This is a genomic window from Ezakiella massiliensis (genome assembly GCF_059862345.1).
Map to the genome: position 1 here is coordinate 44,907 of NZ_JCBCEO010000005.1, position 15,863 is coordinate 60,769.

Consider the following 15,863-nt stretch of genomic DNA (forward strand, 5'->3'; position numbering starts at 1 on the left):
CTTTCTTATAAATATTTCATCTTGTTATCTTTTATTTCTATAATCGCATCCGCATCCATCAGTGAAGTCGAGGTCACAAATGCCGTCATACCCTTAATTTTATTTTCCAAGTTTGCATTTCTAATGGAATCAAATTCATATAATAAATCGTCCAGCAAAATTATGGACTCCCGATTGGATAATCGCTTTAATATATCCAAGTTAGCCAGCTTCATAGAGACCACAATGGCCCTCTTTTGCCCACGAGAAGCAGATGTTTTTGCCAACTGACCGTTAAATTCAATGACTATATCGTCCTTGTGGACCCCCCAAGTGGAATAGCGCCGCCTCAGGTCTTCAGCCAAAGCTTGGTCTCTAAAGGCACCTGGATTTTCCCTGTCCCAGGAATAGTCTATAGAAAATTTGACCTTCCAATTTGGATCTATATCGTAAAGATGCCTGGCCGTCCTCTTTTCCAAAAGCTCCATATACTTGATTCGGTCATGGTTTATGGCCTGGCAAAGCTTGATATAATCGCCATCCATTAAATCCAAATGAAATTTGGGATTTGCCGTCTGCAAGTATTCATTCCTGAGCCTATAAAGATTGTTGAAGTCCCTAAGATTTTTCTCGTAAGACAGACTGACGTCCTGGATCATATCGTCCAAGAACCGCCGCCTAAGTCCCGGGCTCCCATCTATAATAAAAGTATCATAGGGTTCAAAGACAACCGCATTGTGGGTCTTGAAATTTCTAATCCTCCCCACCCGCTTGTCGTTAATCTCGCGAAGAACCCCATTATCCTTTTTTATATAGACGATTTTTTCCATATCGCGAACGCCTTCTTTGAACTTGGCCCTGACCCCTGCTTGGGTCTGGTCTCTTTTTACCAAATCATAATAGGTGTCCTTAAATACAGTTCCCGTTAAGGCCAGGTAAAGGCCTTCCAAAAAAGTCGTCTTGCCGGCCCCGTTTTCCCCGTAAATCAGGTTCATGCCGGGCCTTATGTCCAAAGACTCATATGAAAAATTTCTAAAATTGTAAAATAAAATGCTCTTTAATTCCATTATATAATAGAAATAGTCACTTCTTCGCCATTAAATTCAATTACATCCCCGTCTGATAGCTTATGGGATGGTCTCGTTTCCACCTGGCCGTTTACCTTGACCTGGCCGTCCTTTATAAGGTGCTTGGAAACTCCGCCAGAATCCACTAGGCTCGCCAGCTTGAGGGCGTTTTTTAATTCTGTATCAAGTCTAACTTCTAAAATCAATTTTGTAACCTCACTGGTAGTAAAATATATTTAAGGCCGTCTTCGCTGGTCCCGTAAACATTTAATGGGCTAGCTGAATCCCTGAAAACCAGTCGGACAGTCTTGTCAGCAAAGAGGGATACCCCTTCTTTTAAATACCTAGGATTAAAACCTATAACCAAGTCCTCGCCAGCTTTTTGAATTTCCATATCGTCTGAAGTTTCCCCCAAATTACCGGTGGAACCCAGGTGCATGTTGCCTTCTTTTATGTCTAATCTAACCATATTTAAATTGCCCTTGGCCACAATCATGGACCTATCCAAACATTCCTTGAAAACATCCTTGTCCAAAACAACTTCAGTTGGACCGGATTCAGCCAAAAGACCAGAGTAATCGAAAAAGTCCCCGTCAAAGAGCCTGGTGTAGACTGCAGTTGACCCAAATAAAACCATGGCGTGATTTTTGGCCCGCATAATGGTAACTTCGTCATCGTCCTTGACTAGTTTTTCCACTTCATAAAGGGAAACAGAAGGAACGATAAATTCATCGTTTGCATTTGAATGAATTGGCTTATCCACAATGGTAACCCTGTAGCCGTCAAGGCTTACGCCCGTTAGCTTTTCTTCGTTTACCTGGAATTTAATACCGGTGTAGATCATCCTATTTTCATCTATAGAAACTGAAATCCTGTTCTTGTTGATGAGGTCTTTAAGAGCGTCCCCCTTGATGGTAAATCTGGTGTCGTCGTTAAGGGTTGGAAACTCTGGGAAATCTCCAGAATTTAGGGCTTGGAAATTCAAGCGGCTCCTGCCCGAAGTGGCCTTAACCCCCATTTCCCCGTCAACTTTAACCTCAATCATATCGTTGGATTTGAGTTTTGAAACAATATCATAAATTATATTTGAATTAAAAACATACTTTCCTTCTTCTCTTACATCGCATTCCACACTGGTTTTAACGGAAATCCTCAGATCAGTTGAATAGAGAATCAGGTCCTTACCCCTGGTTTCAAAGAGGATGCCCTCTAAAAGAGAAGACTGAGAACCCTTGCTAACACCGCGCAAAGCGATTCTGATAGCTGATAATAAATCACCAACACGAATTATAAAATGCATAATTCCCTCCTAAGTGCAAAAATTTTTGCCTTAATAATATACTATAAATATAGTAATAGTAGTAGGGCCTGTGAAATATGTTAAAAAATGGTCACAAGCCATTGCCTATAAGATTTTCCTTGTTTATATCTTGGGGATATTTATAAACATCATCTGAAGGATGATTTTTTAATTTCCCTTACCATCTTGTCAACTGAGCGCTTTAGGCCCGGGTCCTTGGCTGTGGAATTTCTAATTTTATTCCAAGCATAAATAACCGAAGTATGGTCCTTGCCATAATAAGCTCCAATATTTGGAAAAGAAAGTTCGGTAAGCTCCCTGATCAGATACATGGAAATGTGTCTGGCCTTGGAGACTTGGGCGCTTCTACTAGAACCAACTATATCTGAAACCTCAACGCCAAAACGCTGGGAAACGTATTCCAAAACCTGGTCGGGAGTAATATTTACCTCTCTCCTAGCCGCCATCTTCATCTCGGATAAAACCCCATTGCAAATTCTCTCGTAGCCCCTGACATCGCCGGGCTCAACATTCATAAACTTGGCCCTGACATCGGTCCTCCTAATGGCCGACTCCAGCTCGCGGATATTGTTGGTAATATTTTCTGCAATAATCCACATAACTTCGGATGGGACCTGGTATTTGTTAAATTCAGAAGTCTTTTCCAAAATCGCATAGCGGGTGACCTTGTCAGGCATCTTGATATCGGCTACAATTCCCGATTCAAAGCGGCTGACCAAACGCTCTTCTATAGGTTTAATCTCCTTGGGCAAGCGGTCAGACGCCATTACAATCTGAGCCCCCTTGCTCATCAGAGCATTAAAGGTGTGGAAAAATTCCTCTTGGACCACGTCCTTGCTCTCCAAAAACTGAATATCGTCTATAAGTAAGACGTCCAAATTCCTGTACTTGTTTTTAAAATTGGCCTTCATAGAAGGGTCCTTGGTATTTCTAATGGAAAAAATCAGTTCATTGGTAAAGGATTCGGTCGACACATAGTGGACCCTCTTTTCAGGATTTTCAGCCAAAACCTTGTGGCCGATGGCCTGCATAAGGTGGGTCTTGCCGATTCCACTTTTTCCGTAGATAAAAAACGGGTTAAAAACCGTACCCGGATTGTTGGAAATCGCCCAGGCAGTTGCGTGAGCCATAGAGTTTGCATCGCAGGTAACAAAATTTTCAAAAGTGTACTTGGGATCCAAAACGGGCCTTATGCCCGGCATGGAAAAATCCACTTCAGGCAGGACTTCGTCAGCCTCCTTGACATACTTATCCTCCTCTTCGGGAGTGATAAGTCTTAGTTTCATGGTAGAAATCCCAGCCATGGCCTTTTCCAAATGGTCTATAAACCGCCTCTCTACAATATTTAAAGTAAAGCGATTGGGAGCAAGCAATATTAAATTGTTATCCTTGATACAAATAGGAGTTAAAACGCGGATGTAGGCAGAAAATTCTGTAGGCGACATAAAATACTCAGCCTGCATTTTTTTCAGCACTTCCGTCCAAATTTCTACACTGGTCATATTTCCTCTTTTCACAGCCTGTTAAAAACTTTCCAAGTATGTTGAAAGTGTTTTTCACAGGACAGATGTTAAATGTATTTAATAACTTGATGTTTACACAGTTTTACCTGGCGAAAAAATCTTAAAAAACTCTTATAAAGATTGAAAAATGCCTTTTGTTAAAGGATATTAACAATCGAGTGATTTTTTTCACATTTTACCCAGGCTGGCCTGTTAAAAACTAAAAAAATTAAAAAAATATCTTCAAAATTCCTCACATTTTCCACAGCTATTATACCACAAAAGCCCTTTCTATGCAAAGGAATTTGTATATTTATTATAGCAGATATGAAGTTATAATTCAAATGACCTGCATAAATGTGATTTTAAAATGCATATACAAATATTTTTTTAAAAGTGAAAATCAAAAGGCTTTTCAAATTTAAATAAATTCTCAATACGCTTGATATTTGAGAAATCTTATTATATAATTAGAATATATTAAAAGACTAAGAGGAGGCAAAGATGGGATTAGATAGAAATCAAGTCAAGAGCATTTTAAACGACAACGGCTACAAATTTACTACGCCACGCAGGCATATATACAATTTTTTTAATACGACCAAGTCGCATTTTACCATTCAAGAGGCCATTGCCGAACTGGAAAAAGACCACGATGTCGGCACGGCAACCATATATAGGAATATTGTTCTCTTTAACAAACTGGGAATTCTAGACAAGGTAGTTCTCAAAGACAATGTGGTCAGGTACGAGATCAAAAATATAAAAAGAGACCACAACCACATGATTTGCTCCTGCTGCGGCAAGGTCATTGAGACCATGAGAAAGCCTGTGCCAGGCCTTTTACAATTGGCAGAGGACGAGGGCTTTTTGGTGGAAGACTATGAATTAAATTTTTACGGCCTCTGTAAGGACTGCCAAAAGACTTGCAAGTGCAAAGAGTCTAGCAAAAATAAAGGGGCATGTGACCATTAATGCTTTGGATTTTATTTGAAAAGTTTTTTAAGATTGGCTTATTTTCATTCGGGGGCGGCTATGCCATGCTCCCTCTTTTTAAGCGGGAATTTATCCAGGCGGGCATTATCACGGAGGAAATTTTTTACGAGATAATCACCCTGTCTGAGATGACCCCGGGGAGTTTTGCGGTAAATGCGGCGACCTTTATTGGCAAGGAAAAAATGGGAATCCTAGGCGCTTTTGTGTCCACCTTTGCAGTCTGCCTGCCCAGCGTTTTGCTCCTTATCCTTCTTATGAATGTCATTAAAAAATACGACAAGTCCCCAGTTAAGGAAAAGATTTTTAAGGCCCTCCGCCCAGCCGTCTTTGGCTTTATTTTGTCGGCCATTGCCATGCTTTTTAAACCAGCCATGGTCGATTGGACATCACTTGTCTTATATTTGATGAGTCTTGGCCTCATCTATTCAAAAAAAGTCCACCCCATACTTGTAATCTTTATAATGGGCTTTGTGAGGATGATCTTATGAATTATTTTAAATTTTTTCTGACCTTTTTGAAGCTCGGCTTTATCAGCTTTGGCGGAGGCTACGGGATGATTCTAGTAATGAAAGAAGAACTTATCAAAAAGAAATACATTAGCGAAGAAGACTTTATGGACGTCCTGGTCGTGGCACAAAGCGTGCCCGGGCCCCTGGCAGTAAATATTGGAGTGGCATCTGCCAAACACATAGCAGGGAATTTTGGCGCCCTAATTGCGGTGGTGGGAATTGTAATACCCAGCTTTATTGTAATTTTATGTCTGACCTTGATTTTTAATTTGATCGAGCACAACCCCTATGTAGAAAAGTTTATGATTGGAACCAAACCAGCGGTCCTGGCCCTAATTACAATGAGCTTTGTAAATCTCTTTTCCAACTACAAAAAAACCTGGCCTGCAATAATATTAATGGCTCTAACCGTGGTCTTAACAGTGGTCCTCAAAGTCCACCCAGCCCTGATACTAATAATAATCGTGGCAATCGGATATTTTATAAAAAATTTGGAATAAAAAAATAAATGGCAATCGGATGGTCGGTTGTCATTTTTTGTGGAAAAAACAATAATGGATAAGAATTTGGAATAGAAAATTGAATTAAATATATTAGAAAATTAGCAATAGAAAATAATTTTGAAAATCCATGTTGTTTTAACAACGTGGATTATTGGGATAGAAAAGACAATAGAGTATTCGAGTTTAATATATTAGAAAATTGAGATAGAAAATTGGATATAATTGGATATAATTAGATATATAAGTACACAATAAAAAATTTTGTAATAAGAAATTGCAAAAAAACTTCAAAATCCATGTTGTTTTAACAACATAGATTAATGGAATACTTTTAATTTTATATTTTATGTGGATTATTGAGATATTTTGACTTTTATATTTTATGTGGGTTGGAGCTATTAATCTTAAGATATTTATGTAAATGTTTAGTCGAATTTTATTTTACTGGATGAAATAGGCTGATTTTTAAATACAAGTATGAAACAAATAGTTTGAAAGAAATTGTGAAATAGTAATTTTTAAGATCTATGTTGTTTTAACAACGTGTATAATTAGAATAAGAAATTGAATTTAATATAAAAAATTTGCAATAAAGAATTTTGTAAAAAATAAATGCCAGTCATTATTCACCGCCCTCTTAAATCCAGACATGGCAATAAGGGGGTATTTTGATGAGAACAATAATTTTCAAGATCCATGTTGTTTTAACAACATAGATTATTGGAATAAAAAATTCGCATTGAATACTCCAAAGAAATTGGAATAGAAATTTGAATTGAATATGTTAAAATATTGGGATAGAAAATTGGATATATAAGTACGAAATAAATAACTTAAAAAAAATCCCCCATCTCTGGGGGAAAATTTTACTTATCTTTTTTAATCAATTCGCCGGTTTCTAAATTGTATTCGTATTCAATGTCCTTGCCGGCCTTGGTTTTAACTTCGATTTCCAATTGATTGAAGGATCCGGTCTCCTCAAAATCAATAGAATATGAATCCAAGTAATAATCTGGGCCTGCGTCCTTTAGGGCGCTTTCAATTAAGCCGTCTACCTTTGAAAGTAAAGATAGGTCTATGGCCTTATTATCTGATGTCCGGTCTTTTTCTGCTTCTTCTTTGATAATTGAACCGTCAGCAGCGGAAATTTTTAGTTCGTATTCGTGGGTCTCATCAAAGCCTTCGATTTCGTATTCGTCGCCTGACATTTCTTTTTCAAAGCTGATCTCTTCGATGCTTGCATTTGGATACTTGTCTGTAAATACCTTTACGGCATCAGCTAGGCTGATAATATCAGCGTCTGCCTTTGTATCTGTCTTAACATCCGCCTTAGATTCTGTTTGAGTGTCGGCCTTTGCTGGCGTAGGTGTATTAGCTGGCTTTTGGCAGCCTGCAAAACCTAGGGCCAGGGCCATTATTAAAATTAATTTCTTCATTAAATCATTCTTTCTTTTTTTACGATACTTCACATACTTACCCAGGAAGGGGATTTTTAACACATTTATATTTTTTATTTTAAAAACATGTTCCAAGAGGTCAATTTCCTGTAGCGGCGATCCTTGCACACGAGGCGGAGGTTACCATAAAGGTAACCTCTACAACTTCCGCCTCGTACGCAAATGGTCGCCAAAAAATTGACCGATTGGTATAACAACTCACGCAAGCTCTTGTATAATCGTTTGACCGCCCACAAAAAAATCAAAGAAAATCCACTTGTAATATTTATCATAAAAATATAAAATAATATATAAATAAAAAATGAATTTAAGGGAGATAAAAATGGAAGTCGATTGTGGTTTTAGAAAAGAAAATAAGTGGTTTAGATATAGGGCGGCAGCTATTATAGTTGAGGATTCTTGCGTCCTCTTTGCAGGAAATGAAGTCGATGACTATTACTATTCCATAGGCGGAGGAGTCCACTTGGGAGAGACGTCTGAAGAAGCCGTAAAAAGAGAAGTATTTGAAGAAACAGGGATCCACTATGAGGTGGATTATCTGGCCGTCATCCACGAGAATTTCTTTACTGGAAGTTCAGGCTTAAAAGGGGTAGACTGCCATGAAATCACCTTCTATTATATGATTAAGCCTAAGGGCAACAAGGATCTTAATAGCCAAAGCACTACAATGTCAGGACTTAAAGAGACCATGCACTGGATACCTATAGAAGACCTTGATAAATACAAGGCCTACCCAACCTTTATGAAAGACTATCTCCAGTCAGACTATAGGGGCGTAGAGCACATAGTTACGGACGAGAGAAACAAAGGGAAATAGGAAGCTTGTAATATTTATCATAAGTATATAAAATAATATTAAGATAAGTTTTTAAATTTTTTAAAGAGTGGATTTGTATTATTGGACCAATAAATATAGGAGATTTTTATGGAGAAAATATATTTTATTTCTGGTTTAGGATCTACTGAAGACTCTATACAATTGTTCAACACTGAATTAATTAAGTATGGGTACGAAATAAAATTTTTGGATATACCAGGCCAGTATTCTAATGTGAACGTAAAAATACTTGATGAGAAAGATTTTGTAGAGTGGTTGAAAAGCAGTATTCCTAAAGATTCTATTGTCATGGCTTTTTCAATGGGTGCAGATTTGGCACTTAAATTTAATAAAGAAATAAATCCTAGCAAACTAATTATTCTAGATGGGGGTATCATTGGTTATGATTTTGAAAATAGAGATTTAGAAGAAGAAATACAAGAAGCAAGAGATATTATCATCAAAAACAAGTTGAATATGGATCCTGATACTATCTCAAATTTAATGAAAATCATAGCTGATGATTATAAAGATATTTTTGAAGTTGATTTATGTTCCAGGGTATTGTTTTTTGTCGCGGATAGTCCAGATTATGCTTTTGAATATAAAAAAATAAAAATTGAAAAATACTACGAAACTAATCGCGATGATATTATTATTAAAATTATTAAAAATTCGACTCATGAGATTTATACAGAAAAATCAAGCTGCTTATCAGAACAAATTGCTGAATGGCTCAATAGGGATAAAAATTAAATATCCTTTGAGTTTCTAGATTTGTGGGATGAGCGAAAAGTATGTCAATGTTATAAGAGTAATATTAGGAGAAAAAATGCGCATAAGTAGAATAAATAATTACGACGATAATCGGTTCAGTCAGGAAGCACTTAATCAGCATGGCTGCTACCTTGTAAATGGCGATGTGCCTATAGAAATTAAAATTATTTCACAGAGGGAAGCTCTCATAAAAGGCGATGAAGCCTACTTTGGCGAGGTTATTGACGAGTTTCGCTTTAATGCAGAGCAGATTACAAGATTTTATGATCAAAAAAGTGGAAAAATAGTCAAGACATTTAAAGATCTAGAGTTTTTTAAGCTTGATCTAGGAAAAATTCAGCCAATACAGTTCTTTGTCGATAGAGATAAATTAGAAGCAGTGAGGACTTTTGTTAATAGAGAGGAAGATGTGATTATACCAGTTGTTATGCATGAAGGCACTTACGCGTCACTAGATGGCCACACACGCCTTTACCTTGCGCACATCCTTGGTTTTAAGCATGTCTACGCTTATTGGAGCCAAGACTTCGATAACTTCGACTACTTCTTTGATGAAGCAAGAAAAAGAAATATATACACAGCAAAAGACTTGACATTGCTTGAACATGAGGAATATAAAGAGAAGTGGGATAAGTTTTGTGATGATTATTACATGAGGAGAGAGTGAATAAGCAGAGAACAATTGATAGAGTGAGATGTTTTTAATATTCTTCACACGGTTTTTTTAAAATATTTTATCTAATTAAAAACGCCCGGCGGGGCGTTATTTTTTACATATTTTCTATATATTTTTTTACATCTGGGCCCACGTAGATGTCTCCGTCATCGGTGATTAGGATTGGGCGTTTTACGAGCATGCCGTCTGTGGCCAGCAATTTGTATTTTTCTTCTTCAGTCATGTCGGGGAGTTTGTCCTTGAGCCCTTCGTTTCTGTAGATTTGTCCGGATGTATTAAAAAATCTTTTGATGTCCAGGCCGGATTTTTTGTGCCATTTTTTGATTTCAGCGGCACTTGGATTGTCCTCTTTGATGTCCCTGTAGTCGTATTTTATGCCCTTTTCCTCTAGCATTTTTTCCACACCCTTGCAGGTGGTGCATTTTTTGTAGGCAATTAATTTCATTTGTTTTCTCCTTTCATATTTTTATTATTATTAATGTCAACCAGATTTCCCCTGAGGAATTCTGAGTGGATGATGTATTCTAGTCTTTCGTTTATATAGATGGCAAACATCCGCTTGTGCCGAGTTTTGATTATAAAAAAGGCCATTGAGAGTGCCACTGCGATTATAACCAATACAATGAGGACGAAGGTCGCTATGGATATGCCAAAGAGGGACCGGACGTCCAGGTCCTTGATAGACCTCACGGTTAATAAGACAGCACCAAAGGATAGGAAAAACGGGAAGAGGACTTTCCAGATGGGGGCGAAAAATGATCCCAGATTTACAAAGCGATATTTGAAGTCCAAGAGTACATTGATATTAGATGCAATCGTTATGACTTCGTCAATAGTGCCCTCATTCTTGTCTTTAAATATGTCCACCATGACATCTTCCAGGGCCTCTTCCTTGGCCTTGTGAAGAAGGTTGGATATGCGCTTAAAGTGTTTTTTGAAAAAACCTTCTTTCTCGGTCAAATATAGGTCCTGAATTTCTTCTGTTAGTTCTGCTTTTATTGTATTTATATCCAAGGGGGTCAGGTTTTGGGCCTGGTCCTCATTGTTATTTAAATTATTTTTATCAAAGCTGTTCATAAGTCCTCCGTTTGTAGACTCTTACCCAATTTTGAGGACGCCTATTGCTTTTTTTTAAAAATTGTTGTATATTTGTGCCAAGGAGAGTGGGAGAAATTGACTAAATATGGATTAGTGCTTGAGGGTGGCGGGGCCAAGGGTTCTTACCAAATTGGAGCCTACCAAGCCCTCCAGGAATTGGGTTATGAATTTGAAGCGGTTGTCGGGACCTCGATTGGGGCCATCAACGGGGCCTTTATCGTCTGCGGCGAGGTCGACAAGTGCAAGGAAATGTGGCGGACACTTAACATGTCCGAATTTGAGGAACCCGAAATTAAAGCTTTTGACGACAACGACGATATACTTACTATAATTGCCAACGCCATTAAGATTTTTAAAAACGGAACAATTTCACCAGAGCCTTTGAAACGCCTGGTTTACAATAATTTAGAAGAGGACAAGATTAGAGCTTCCAAGATGCGTTTTGGCCTGGCCACTTTAAATGTGACCGACAGAAAGGCCGAGGACGTCTTTGCAGACCAAATTGAGGAGGGCCTCCTCCTCGACTATATAGTTGGGTCTGCCTACCTGCCGTTTTTTAAGATGGAAAAGCTCCACGGCAAATATTTTTTGGACGGGGGTATGTACAATCGTATTCCCTTTAATATGGTGGTGGATATGGGACTGACTCCTCTTATTATCAGGGCCAACCCCAAGGATTTAAGAGACAGGAACTTCCCTAAGGACGCCATAGTCATTGAGCCCTCGACCAAGATCAACAACGTTTTAAATTTCAACACCCAAAAGGCCGACAAGCTCATTCAAATGGGCTATATGGATGCCATTAAAAAACTCAAAAACTTATCAGGCGACGAATATTATTTTGAAAAAATTTCCGAAGAAGAAGCCCTAAAAATTTTTGAGGCAAAGGTCATGCCTGGCCTTGTAATGACCAAAGAAGAGGGCCAAGTCTCATCGCCATATCGCCTGCTCTTTGATAAATACCTGCCTATGGTAGAGGAAAATCTCCAATTGGACTACGACTATAGCCTGGTAGACGCCATGGTCGCCCTGGCCGAAACCTATATGGCCAAGAAAAACCTGGACAAATTTAAAACTTACAAGATAAAAGACATAGCAGAACAAATGCAGGAAGCAGACTTCTACCCAAGCAGATGGTAGAAGTAACCACCCGTAAGGGTGGTTTTTTATTGGAAGTTGTATGTGGAAGAAAATTGCTTAAACACTTGCCATCATTTAAACATTAGTGTATGTCTGTTCAAAGAAATTTTCCACTCACTTTCTCATATATTGATTTATTACTTAACATCTACTAAGTAATGAATCATTCAAAGTAATAGATCAAAAACTCTTTATTAATAAATAATTTAATAAAGAATAGAATCTTTCTAATCCGCTCCACAATAAAACGTTGCGCTTTAGTGTAAATGTAATTAGAAGTCGGGAGTTTTTTTAAATAAAAGTGATACTTGTATGAAAATTATAAAGAAATTATGGTTAAAGCTAATTATGTAGTCCAATCCATTAACACTTGCCCGTTAACCATCATCACTCATCTCATCATTTAAACATTACTAATAGAAGCATAAAAGCTCAATTCAATTTAAGTAAAAAACAACAGTTACTAGTCCGCCACACAATAAAGCGTTGCGCTTTAGTTCGAATCTAGATAGAGGGTGGACGGCTTTTATTTATATATAGGTTGCTTGTTCAAAAGTAGTGAGAATTGGGATAAGGATTGGGAATGGGTGAAAAAGATGAACGAGTGGGAGCTAATATTTTTTAACACCAGAAGATTTTACTCTCTCTTGTCGACAGGAGACTTTTTCCTCTTCTGTTATTTTTTGCATTAGAGCTTGTTTACTTATAAATTTATAAATTAGATTTTTCCACAAAAAAATTGCAGGTTTTTGGCCTGCAATTTTCTTAATAAAATCTGTCAATTATTTTTTCATAGAGTTCTTTTTCAAAAAATGGGTGGACGATTTCTACTTCTTCTTTATTTTCCATATCCATTTGTCTGACTCCCGTCCAGAAGCCGCCAAGTCTCATGGCAAAGTCCTCGTTGGTCATCCTTTCTTCAGAGAGGAATTCGTAGTAGTTAAAGACCGCACCCCTGCCCAGATAGTATTGGCCGTTTGACCTAAAGACTACATATATATCCGAGAATACTCCGCTGCCCACTTCTAGGTAAGAGCCTTCAGGTTCGCCTACTGCATTGGATCCTACCCTTTGGATGTCGGCTATATTTTGGGTTTCCCTTTCGCTGGCTCCTATGGAAAATTCTTCATCTTCTGGTGGTACATAGAAGCCTAGGAAAATGTTTTCCATTTCTCCGCCAATGGCTTCTAGCCTATCGTTTTCGGCTTGGCTAATGGCTTCTTCACGTAGTTCTTTTTCGCTGACTGCCGATAGAAATTCCAAGAGGTCCTTGTAATCTTCCAGGGTTTTCTTTTTCTTTGCGTCAAGAATTCCATAAGCTTCTGCGTTTTCCCTTGTGTAATCGGTCATCCAAATGAGTCTTTGATAGACTTCGACATTGGGCTCTACATAGTGGTGGGTTGGGATTGGTTCAAAGCCGCCCATTTCTGCCCCAAATTGCTTGGAGTAAAGAATTGTATTGTGCTTGAGTTGGGCCCATGATGCTAAGGCTGTGTTTAGGTCCTTGTAGGCCCATTTTTCATTTTGCATAAAGGTCGGATAGCCAGTTAAATCTTGGTTGTTAAAGCCCTCAAGTGTCCACAGCCAGGTCCGGTAGATATTGGATCTTTTTTCTTCATCAGTCCTGGAAGTGACTTGGGTCTTAATAGTTTCGAGTCTGTCTAAAAATTCATCCCATTTTAAATTCTTTTCATTTGTGGATGAAATATTGTAGGCCAGGTCATTACCCATGACTGCCATCACATCAACGCCAGATGCGACTGGGCGCATGGAGGCTGGACGATCGTCGATGAGTCCTTGGAGCCAGATGTTATCCACAACCGCCCTTTGTGGGAGCAAGGACATTTGCATGCCCTTGGTCGGATTGATTTTCGGCCCTTCCATGGACTTTAAAACGTCGGCAACCTTTTTCACGACTATGTCTGAGCTAATTTTTTCCTTATCAAAATTGCTGTCGCCAGTAACATCGTAAACGATTTCAGCGAGCTTTAAAGGAGTTAAATCTTCTGTTGATTCCACCATAAAGCTGATGGGTTCATAGATTTCCTTCCACAGATTTGCAGCCTTTTCATCTATGACTAAGAGTCTGGACAAGAGGATGGCTGATCGAATGGCTTCATATTCGGGTTCATTGGAGAAATCTAAGACTCTAAAAAAGTTTTGCGAATAGAGCATATTGGCCTTAAAATATGATTTTAAGTCTTCAGACTTGGTGTAGTTGCCGCGGACCTTAAACATAGAGTAGTCGACTCGGGCTCCGGTGATATTGGATATGGCCATGGATTCACCATCGATATTGGCCATCTCTGCATCAGATATTTCCTCTACCTCTGCTGGCACATCGGCATCCTCGCCAAGGAGCCTGAGGCCAGTGTAAAATAAAGCAGCATTTCTAATAGAAGCTGGGTCCTCGTCCAGATCATCAAGAGCTGTCTCCAAGAGGCCCTCTGTCATGGCCAGGAGCTTGGATCTTAGGCCATTTGCCTCCATATTTTCCAGAAGGCCCAGATAGATTATATTATAAAGGTGGAGGACTGAGTCCGTCGTTACAAAGGAATTTCTAAAGGTGTATTGGTTGTTTTCATAGACGGAAAATGGCTGTTGCCAAAGCTCGTAAGTGACAGCAAAACCGTCTTTTTCTATTGACTTAATGGCGTCTGGTTGCTTTTCACGCATGTAATCGCTAACGCCATCTACATTGGCCAGGTTTTTTTCTATTACATAGGGCTCGACATTAGCTTGGGGTTTTTCAAAAGCGTAATCGCCTTGCTTGGGACCCTTTAGCTTAAAAAAGGACAAGAGCTGGGCTTCGTTAATTTTATTTTCGGCCTTACTATTATCTTTATCTTGGTCTTTGTCTTTGTCTTCCTTTTCCTTAACCTCTACTGGGTCAGGATCTTTTTCCTTGTCTCCGCTCGTAGACCCGTCATGGCGCTTGCAGGATACAAATACTAGCATTAGTGCCAGGATTAGAGCGATAATTCTCTTAGTTTTCATATATACTTACCTCCTCATTTTTTAAGTACACTTGATGTTTTTGGTCGCCTACAATAAATAGGCCTTGGTCTATTAGGAAAAAATCTGCCTTGAAATCCAAATCAAATGATGAAATCAATTCGATTTTCAAATCGTACTGCCTGTACATATTCAAAGAATACTGGTCCTTATATTTCTCTATGGTGTAGATCTCGTCAAAGCCGTCGCCGTCCAAGTCGGCCAAGGCAAAGTCCACCATGGGCCTGATAAAACGCGAACAGCGGAACTTGGGCCGCAGGATCCCGTCATCGATATAGTAGATGAACATGCGTTTGGCATAGACCTGGTGAGAGGGGGCCTTGTTGTAAACCCCGAAGGCAATGTCAAAGTTGGTCTCGTCGTTCACCCGGCCGGTCTGGACCTTATAGATATTGTGCTCGTATTTGCCCTTAAAGTCACGGATGAATTTTTCATCTCCCGATTCAAAAATAAGTTTGTTTGAGTACTTGGACCAAAGGGGCCGGACCACAGTCATCTGCCAAGGGCGATTGTCTTCGTCATAAACTTCGTAAGTCTGAGATTTTTTTGCAAAAAATATAAGCCAGATAAATACAAGCAAAAGCAAAAATACCCATATTAATTTTTTCCTAGTGAATTTATATCTCATATCTAAGATAATTATAGTACTTTAGCATAATAATTGCAAGGCAGGAGAAAATTTTCAGATTGGGTGCAAACTTTTTAGAATATATGCAGATTAATATTATTATATTTTGAAAATAATAATCATGAACCATACAAACTTGCGAACCCTCACCCCATAAATGGGGTTCAGGTTCTCGTATGGTCGGGATTAACCGCGACCCCTACAACGCAGAGCGATACTTCGATTGACACAAATTATACACATACACAACTCATTATACATATATATTAACCCCTCCTAGTCCGATACCTGATAAAGCGTTACGCTTCACCGTGGATTGGATTAGGAAAAGCTATGATTAATGTTCCTAATGAATTGAGGATTTATTTATATAATGTT

At 38.6% G+C, this 15,863-nt stretch carries 17 protein-coding genes; 7 read left to right on the plus strand and 10 right to left on the minus strand.

From position 1 onward, the window contains the following. Positions 1 to 5 precede the first annotated feature (5 nt). The 4 genes from recF to dnaA all read right to left on the minus strand — a co-directional run bounded on the left by recF (position 6) and on the right by dnaA (position 3,869). Positions 6 to 1,046 carry a DNA replication/repair protein RecF gene (gene recF / locus AC6FXG_RS07285; protein ID WP_500572159.1) on the minus strand — a complete coding sequence of 347 codons (1,041 nt, stop codon included), beginning with the start codon at positions 1,044 to 1,046 and terminating at the stop codon, positions 6 to 8. After that, entirely contained in the window at positions 1,046 to 1,252 is a 207-nt protein-coding gene (locus AC6FXG_RS07290; RefSeq protein ID WP_331712818.1) for an RNA-binding S4 domain-containing protein, read from the minus strand. Before AC6FXG_RS07290 ends, recF begins: the two co-directional genes overlap by 1 nt. Beyond that, positions 1,249 to 2,346, minus strand: a complete 1,098-nt coding sequence (gene dnaN / locus AC6FXG_RS07295; protein WP_500572160.1) for a DNA polymerase III subunit beta — start codon at positions 2,344 to 2,346, stop codon at positions 1,249 to 1,251. The genes AC6FXG_RS07290 and dnaN overlap by 4 nt, the downstream gene beginning before the upstream one ends. Positions 2,347 to 2,495: 149 nt before the next feature. Continuing rightward, entirely contained in the window at positions 2,496 to 3,869 is a 1,374-nt protein-coding gene (gene dnaA / locus AC6FXG_RS07300) for a chromosomal replication initiator protein DnaA (protein WP_500572161.1), read from the minus strand. 504 nt (positions 3,870 to 4,373) lie between these two features. Between dnaA and AC6FXG_RS07305 the strand changes: the two genes are divergently transcribed. From AC6FXG_RS07305 to AC6FXG_RS07315, 3 genes are read left to right on the plus strand one after another with little or no spacing between them, the layout of a single operon-like run. Continuing rightward, positions 4,374 to 4,844 carry a Fur family transcriptional regulator gene (locus AC6FXG_RS07305; RefSeq protein WP_099951383.1) on the plus strand — a complete coding sequence of 157 codons (471 nt, stop codon included), beginning with the start codon at positions 4,374 to 4,376 and terminating at the stop codon, positions 4,842 to 4,844. After that, on the plus strand, positions 4,844 to 5,353 hold the full coding sequence (locus AC6FXG_RS07310; protein WP_500572162.1) for a chromate transporter: 510 nt from the start codon (positions 4,844 to 4,846) through the stop codon (positions 5,351 to 5,353). Before AC6FXG_RS07305 ends, AC6FXG_RS07310 begins: the two co-directional genes overlap by 1 nt. Beyond that, on the plus strand, positions 5,350 to 5,874 hold the full coding sequence (locus AC6FXG_RS07315; RefSeq protein WP_500572163.1) for a chromate transporter: 525 nt from the start codon (positions 5,350 to 5,352) through the stop codon (positions 5,872 to 5,874). The genes AC6FXG_RS07310 and AC6FXG_RS07315 overlap by 4 nt, the downstream gene beginning before the upstream one ends. Before the next feature lie 869 nt (positions 5,875 to 6,743). Here the strand turns inward: AC6FXG_RS07315 and AC6FXG_RS07320 are convergent. Beyond that, a complete protein-coding gene (locus AC6FXG_RS07320) occupies positions 6,744 to 7,313 on the minus strand; it encodes a PepSY domain-containing protein (protein ID WP_500572164.1) in 570 nt (189 codons plus the stop codon). A gap of 343 nt (positions 7,314 to 7,656) precedes the next feature. On the opposite strand from AC6FXG_RS07320, the gene AC6FXG_RS07325 reads away from it, so the two are divergent. The 3 genes from AC6FXG_RS07325 to AC6FXG_RS07335 all read left to right on the plus strand — a co-directional run bounded on the left by AC6FXG_RS07325 (position 7,657) and on the right by AC6FXG_RS07335 (position 9,595). Next, positions 7,657 to 8,151, plus strand: a complete 495-nt coding sequence (locus AC6FXG_RS07325) for an NUDIX hydrolase (protein ID WP_500572165.1) — start codon at positions 7,657 to 7,659, stop codon at positions 8,149 to 8,151. 108 nt (positions 8,152 to 8,259) lie between these two features. Then, a complete protein-coding gene (locus tag AC6FXG_RS07330) occupies positions 8,260 to 8,907 on the plus strand; it encodes an alpha/beta hydrolase (protein ID WP_500572166.1) in 648 nt (215 codons plus the stop codon). Positions 8,908 to 8,983: 76 nt separating this feature from the next. Next, positions 8,984 to 9,595, plus strand: a complete 612-nt coding sequence (locus AC6FXG_RS07335) for a ParB N-terminal domain-containing protein (RefSeq protein ID WP_500572167.1) — start codon at positions 8,984 to 8,986, stop codon at positions 9,593 to 9,595. Positions 9,596 to 9,698: 103 nt separating this feature from the next. Here AC6FXG_RS07335 and AC6FXG_RS07340 read toward each other — a convergent pair whose 3' ends face one another. Further along, on the minus strand, positions 9,699 to 10,049 hold the full coding sequence (locus AC6FXG_RS07340) for a Spx/MgsR family RNA polymerase-binding regulatory protein (RefSeq protein WP_500572168.1): 351 nt from the start codon (positions 10,047 to 10,049) through the stop codon (positions 9,699 to 9,701). Then, positions 10,046 to 10,681 (minus strand): hypothetical protein, encoded by a 636-nt coding sequence (locus AC6FXG_RS07345; RefSeq protein ID WP_500572169.1) that lies wholly within the window; start codon positions 10,679 to 10,681, stop codon positions 10,046 to 10,048. Before AC6FXG_RS07345 ends, AC6FXG_RS07340 begins: the two co-directional genes overlap by 4 nt. A gap of 96 nt (positions 10,682 to 10,777) precedes the next feature. On the opposite strand from AC6FXG_RS07345, the gene AC6FXG_RS07350 reads away from it, so the two are divergent. Continuing rightward, a complete protein-coding gene (locus AC6FXG_RS07350) occupies positions 10,778 to 11,842 on the plus strand; it encodes a patatin-like phospholipase family protein (RefSeq protein ID WP_500572170.1) in 1,065 nt (354 codons plus the stop codon). A 611-nt stretch (positions 11,843 to 12,453) separates the two neighbouring features. Here the strand turns inward: AC6FXG_RS07350 and AC6FXG_RS07355 are convergent. From AC6FXG_RS07355 to AC6FXG_RS07365, 3 genes are read right to left on the minus strand one after another with little or no spacing between them, the layout of a single operon-like run. After that, positions 12,454 to 12,624, minus strand: a complete 171-nt coding sequence (locus AC6FXG_RS07355; protein ID WP_500572171.1) for a hypothetical protein — start codon at positions 12,622 to 12,624, stop codon at positions 12,454 to 12,456. Beyond that, positions 12,608 to 14,839 carry a DUF3160 domain-containing protein gene (locus AC6FXG_RS07360; RefSeq protein WP_500572172.1) on the minus strand — a complete coding sequence of 744 codons (2,232 nt, stop codon included), beginning with the start codon at positions 14,837 to 14,839 and terminating at the stop codon, positions 12,608 to 12,610. Before AC6FXG_RS07360 ends, AC6FXG_RS07355 begins: the two co-directional genes overlap by 17 nt. After that, entirely contained in the window at positions 14,829 to 15,485 is a 657-nt protein-coding gene (locus tag AC6FXG_RS07365; RefSeq protein WP_500572173.1) for a hypothetical protein, read from the minus strand. The genes AC6FXG_RS07360 and AC6FXG_RS07365 overlap by 11 nt, the downstream gene beginning before the upstream one ends. Positions 15,486 to 15,863 lie beyond the last annotated feature (378 nt).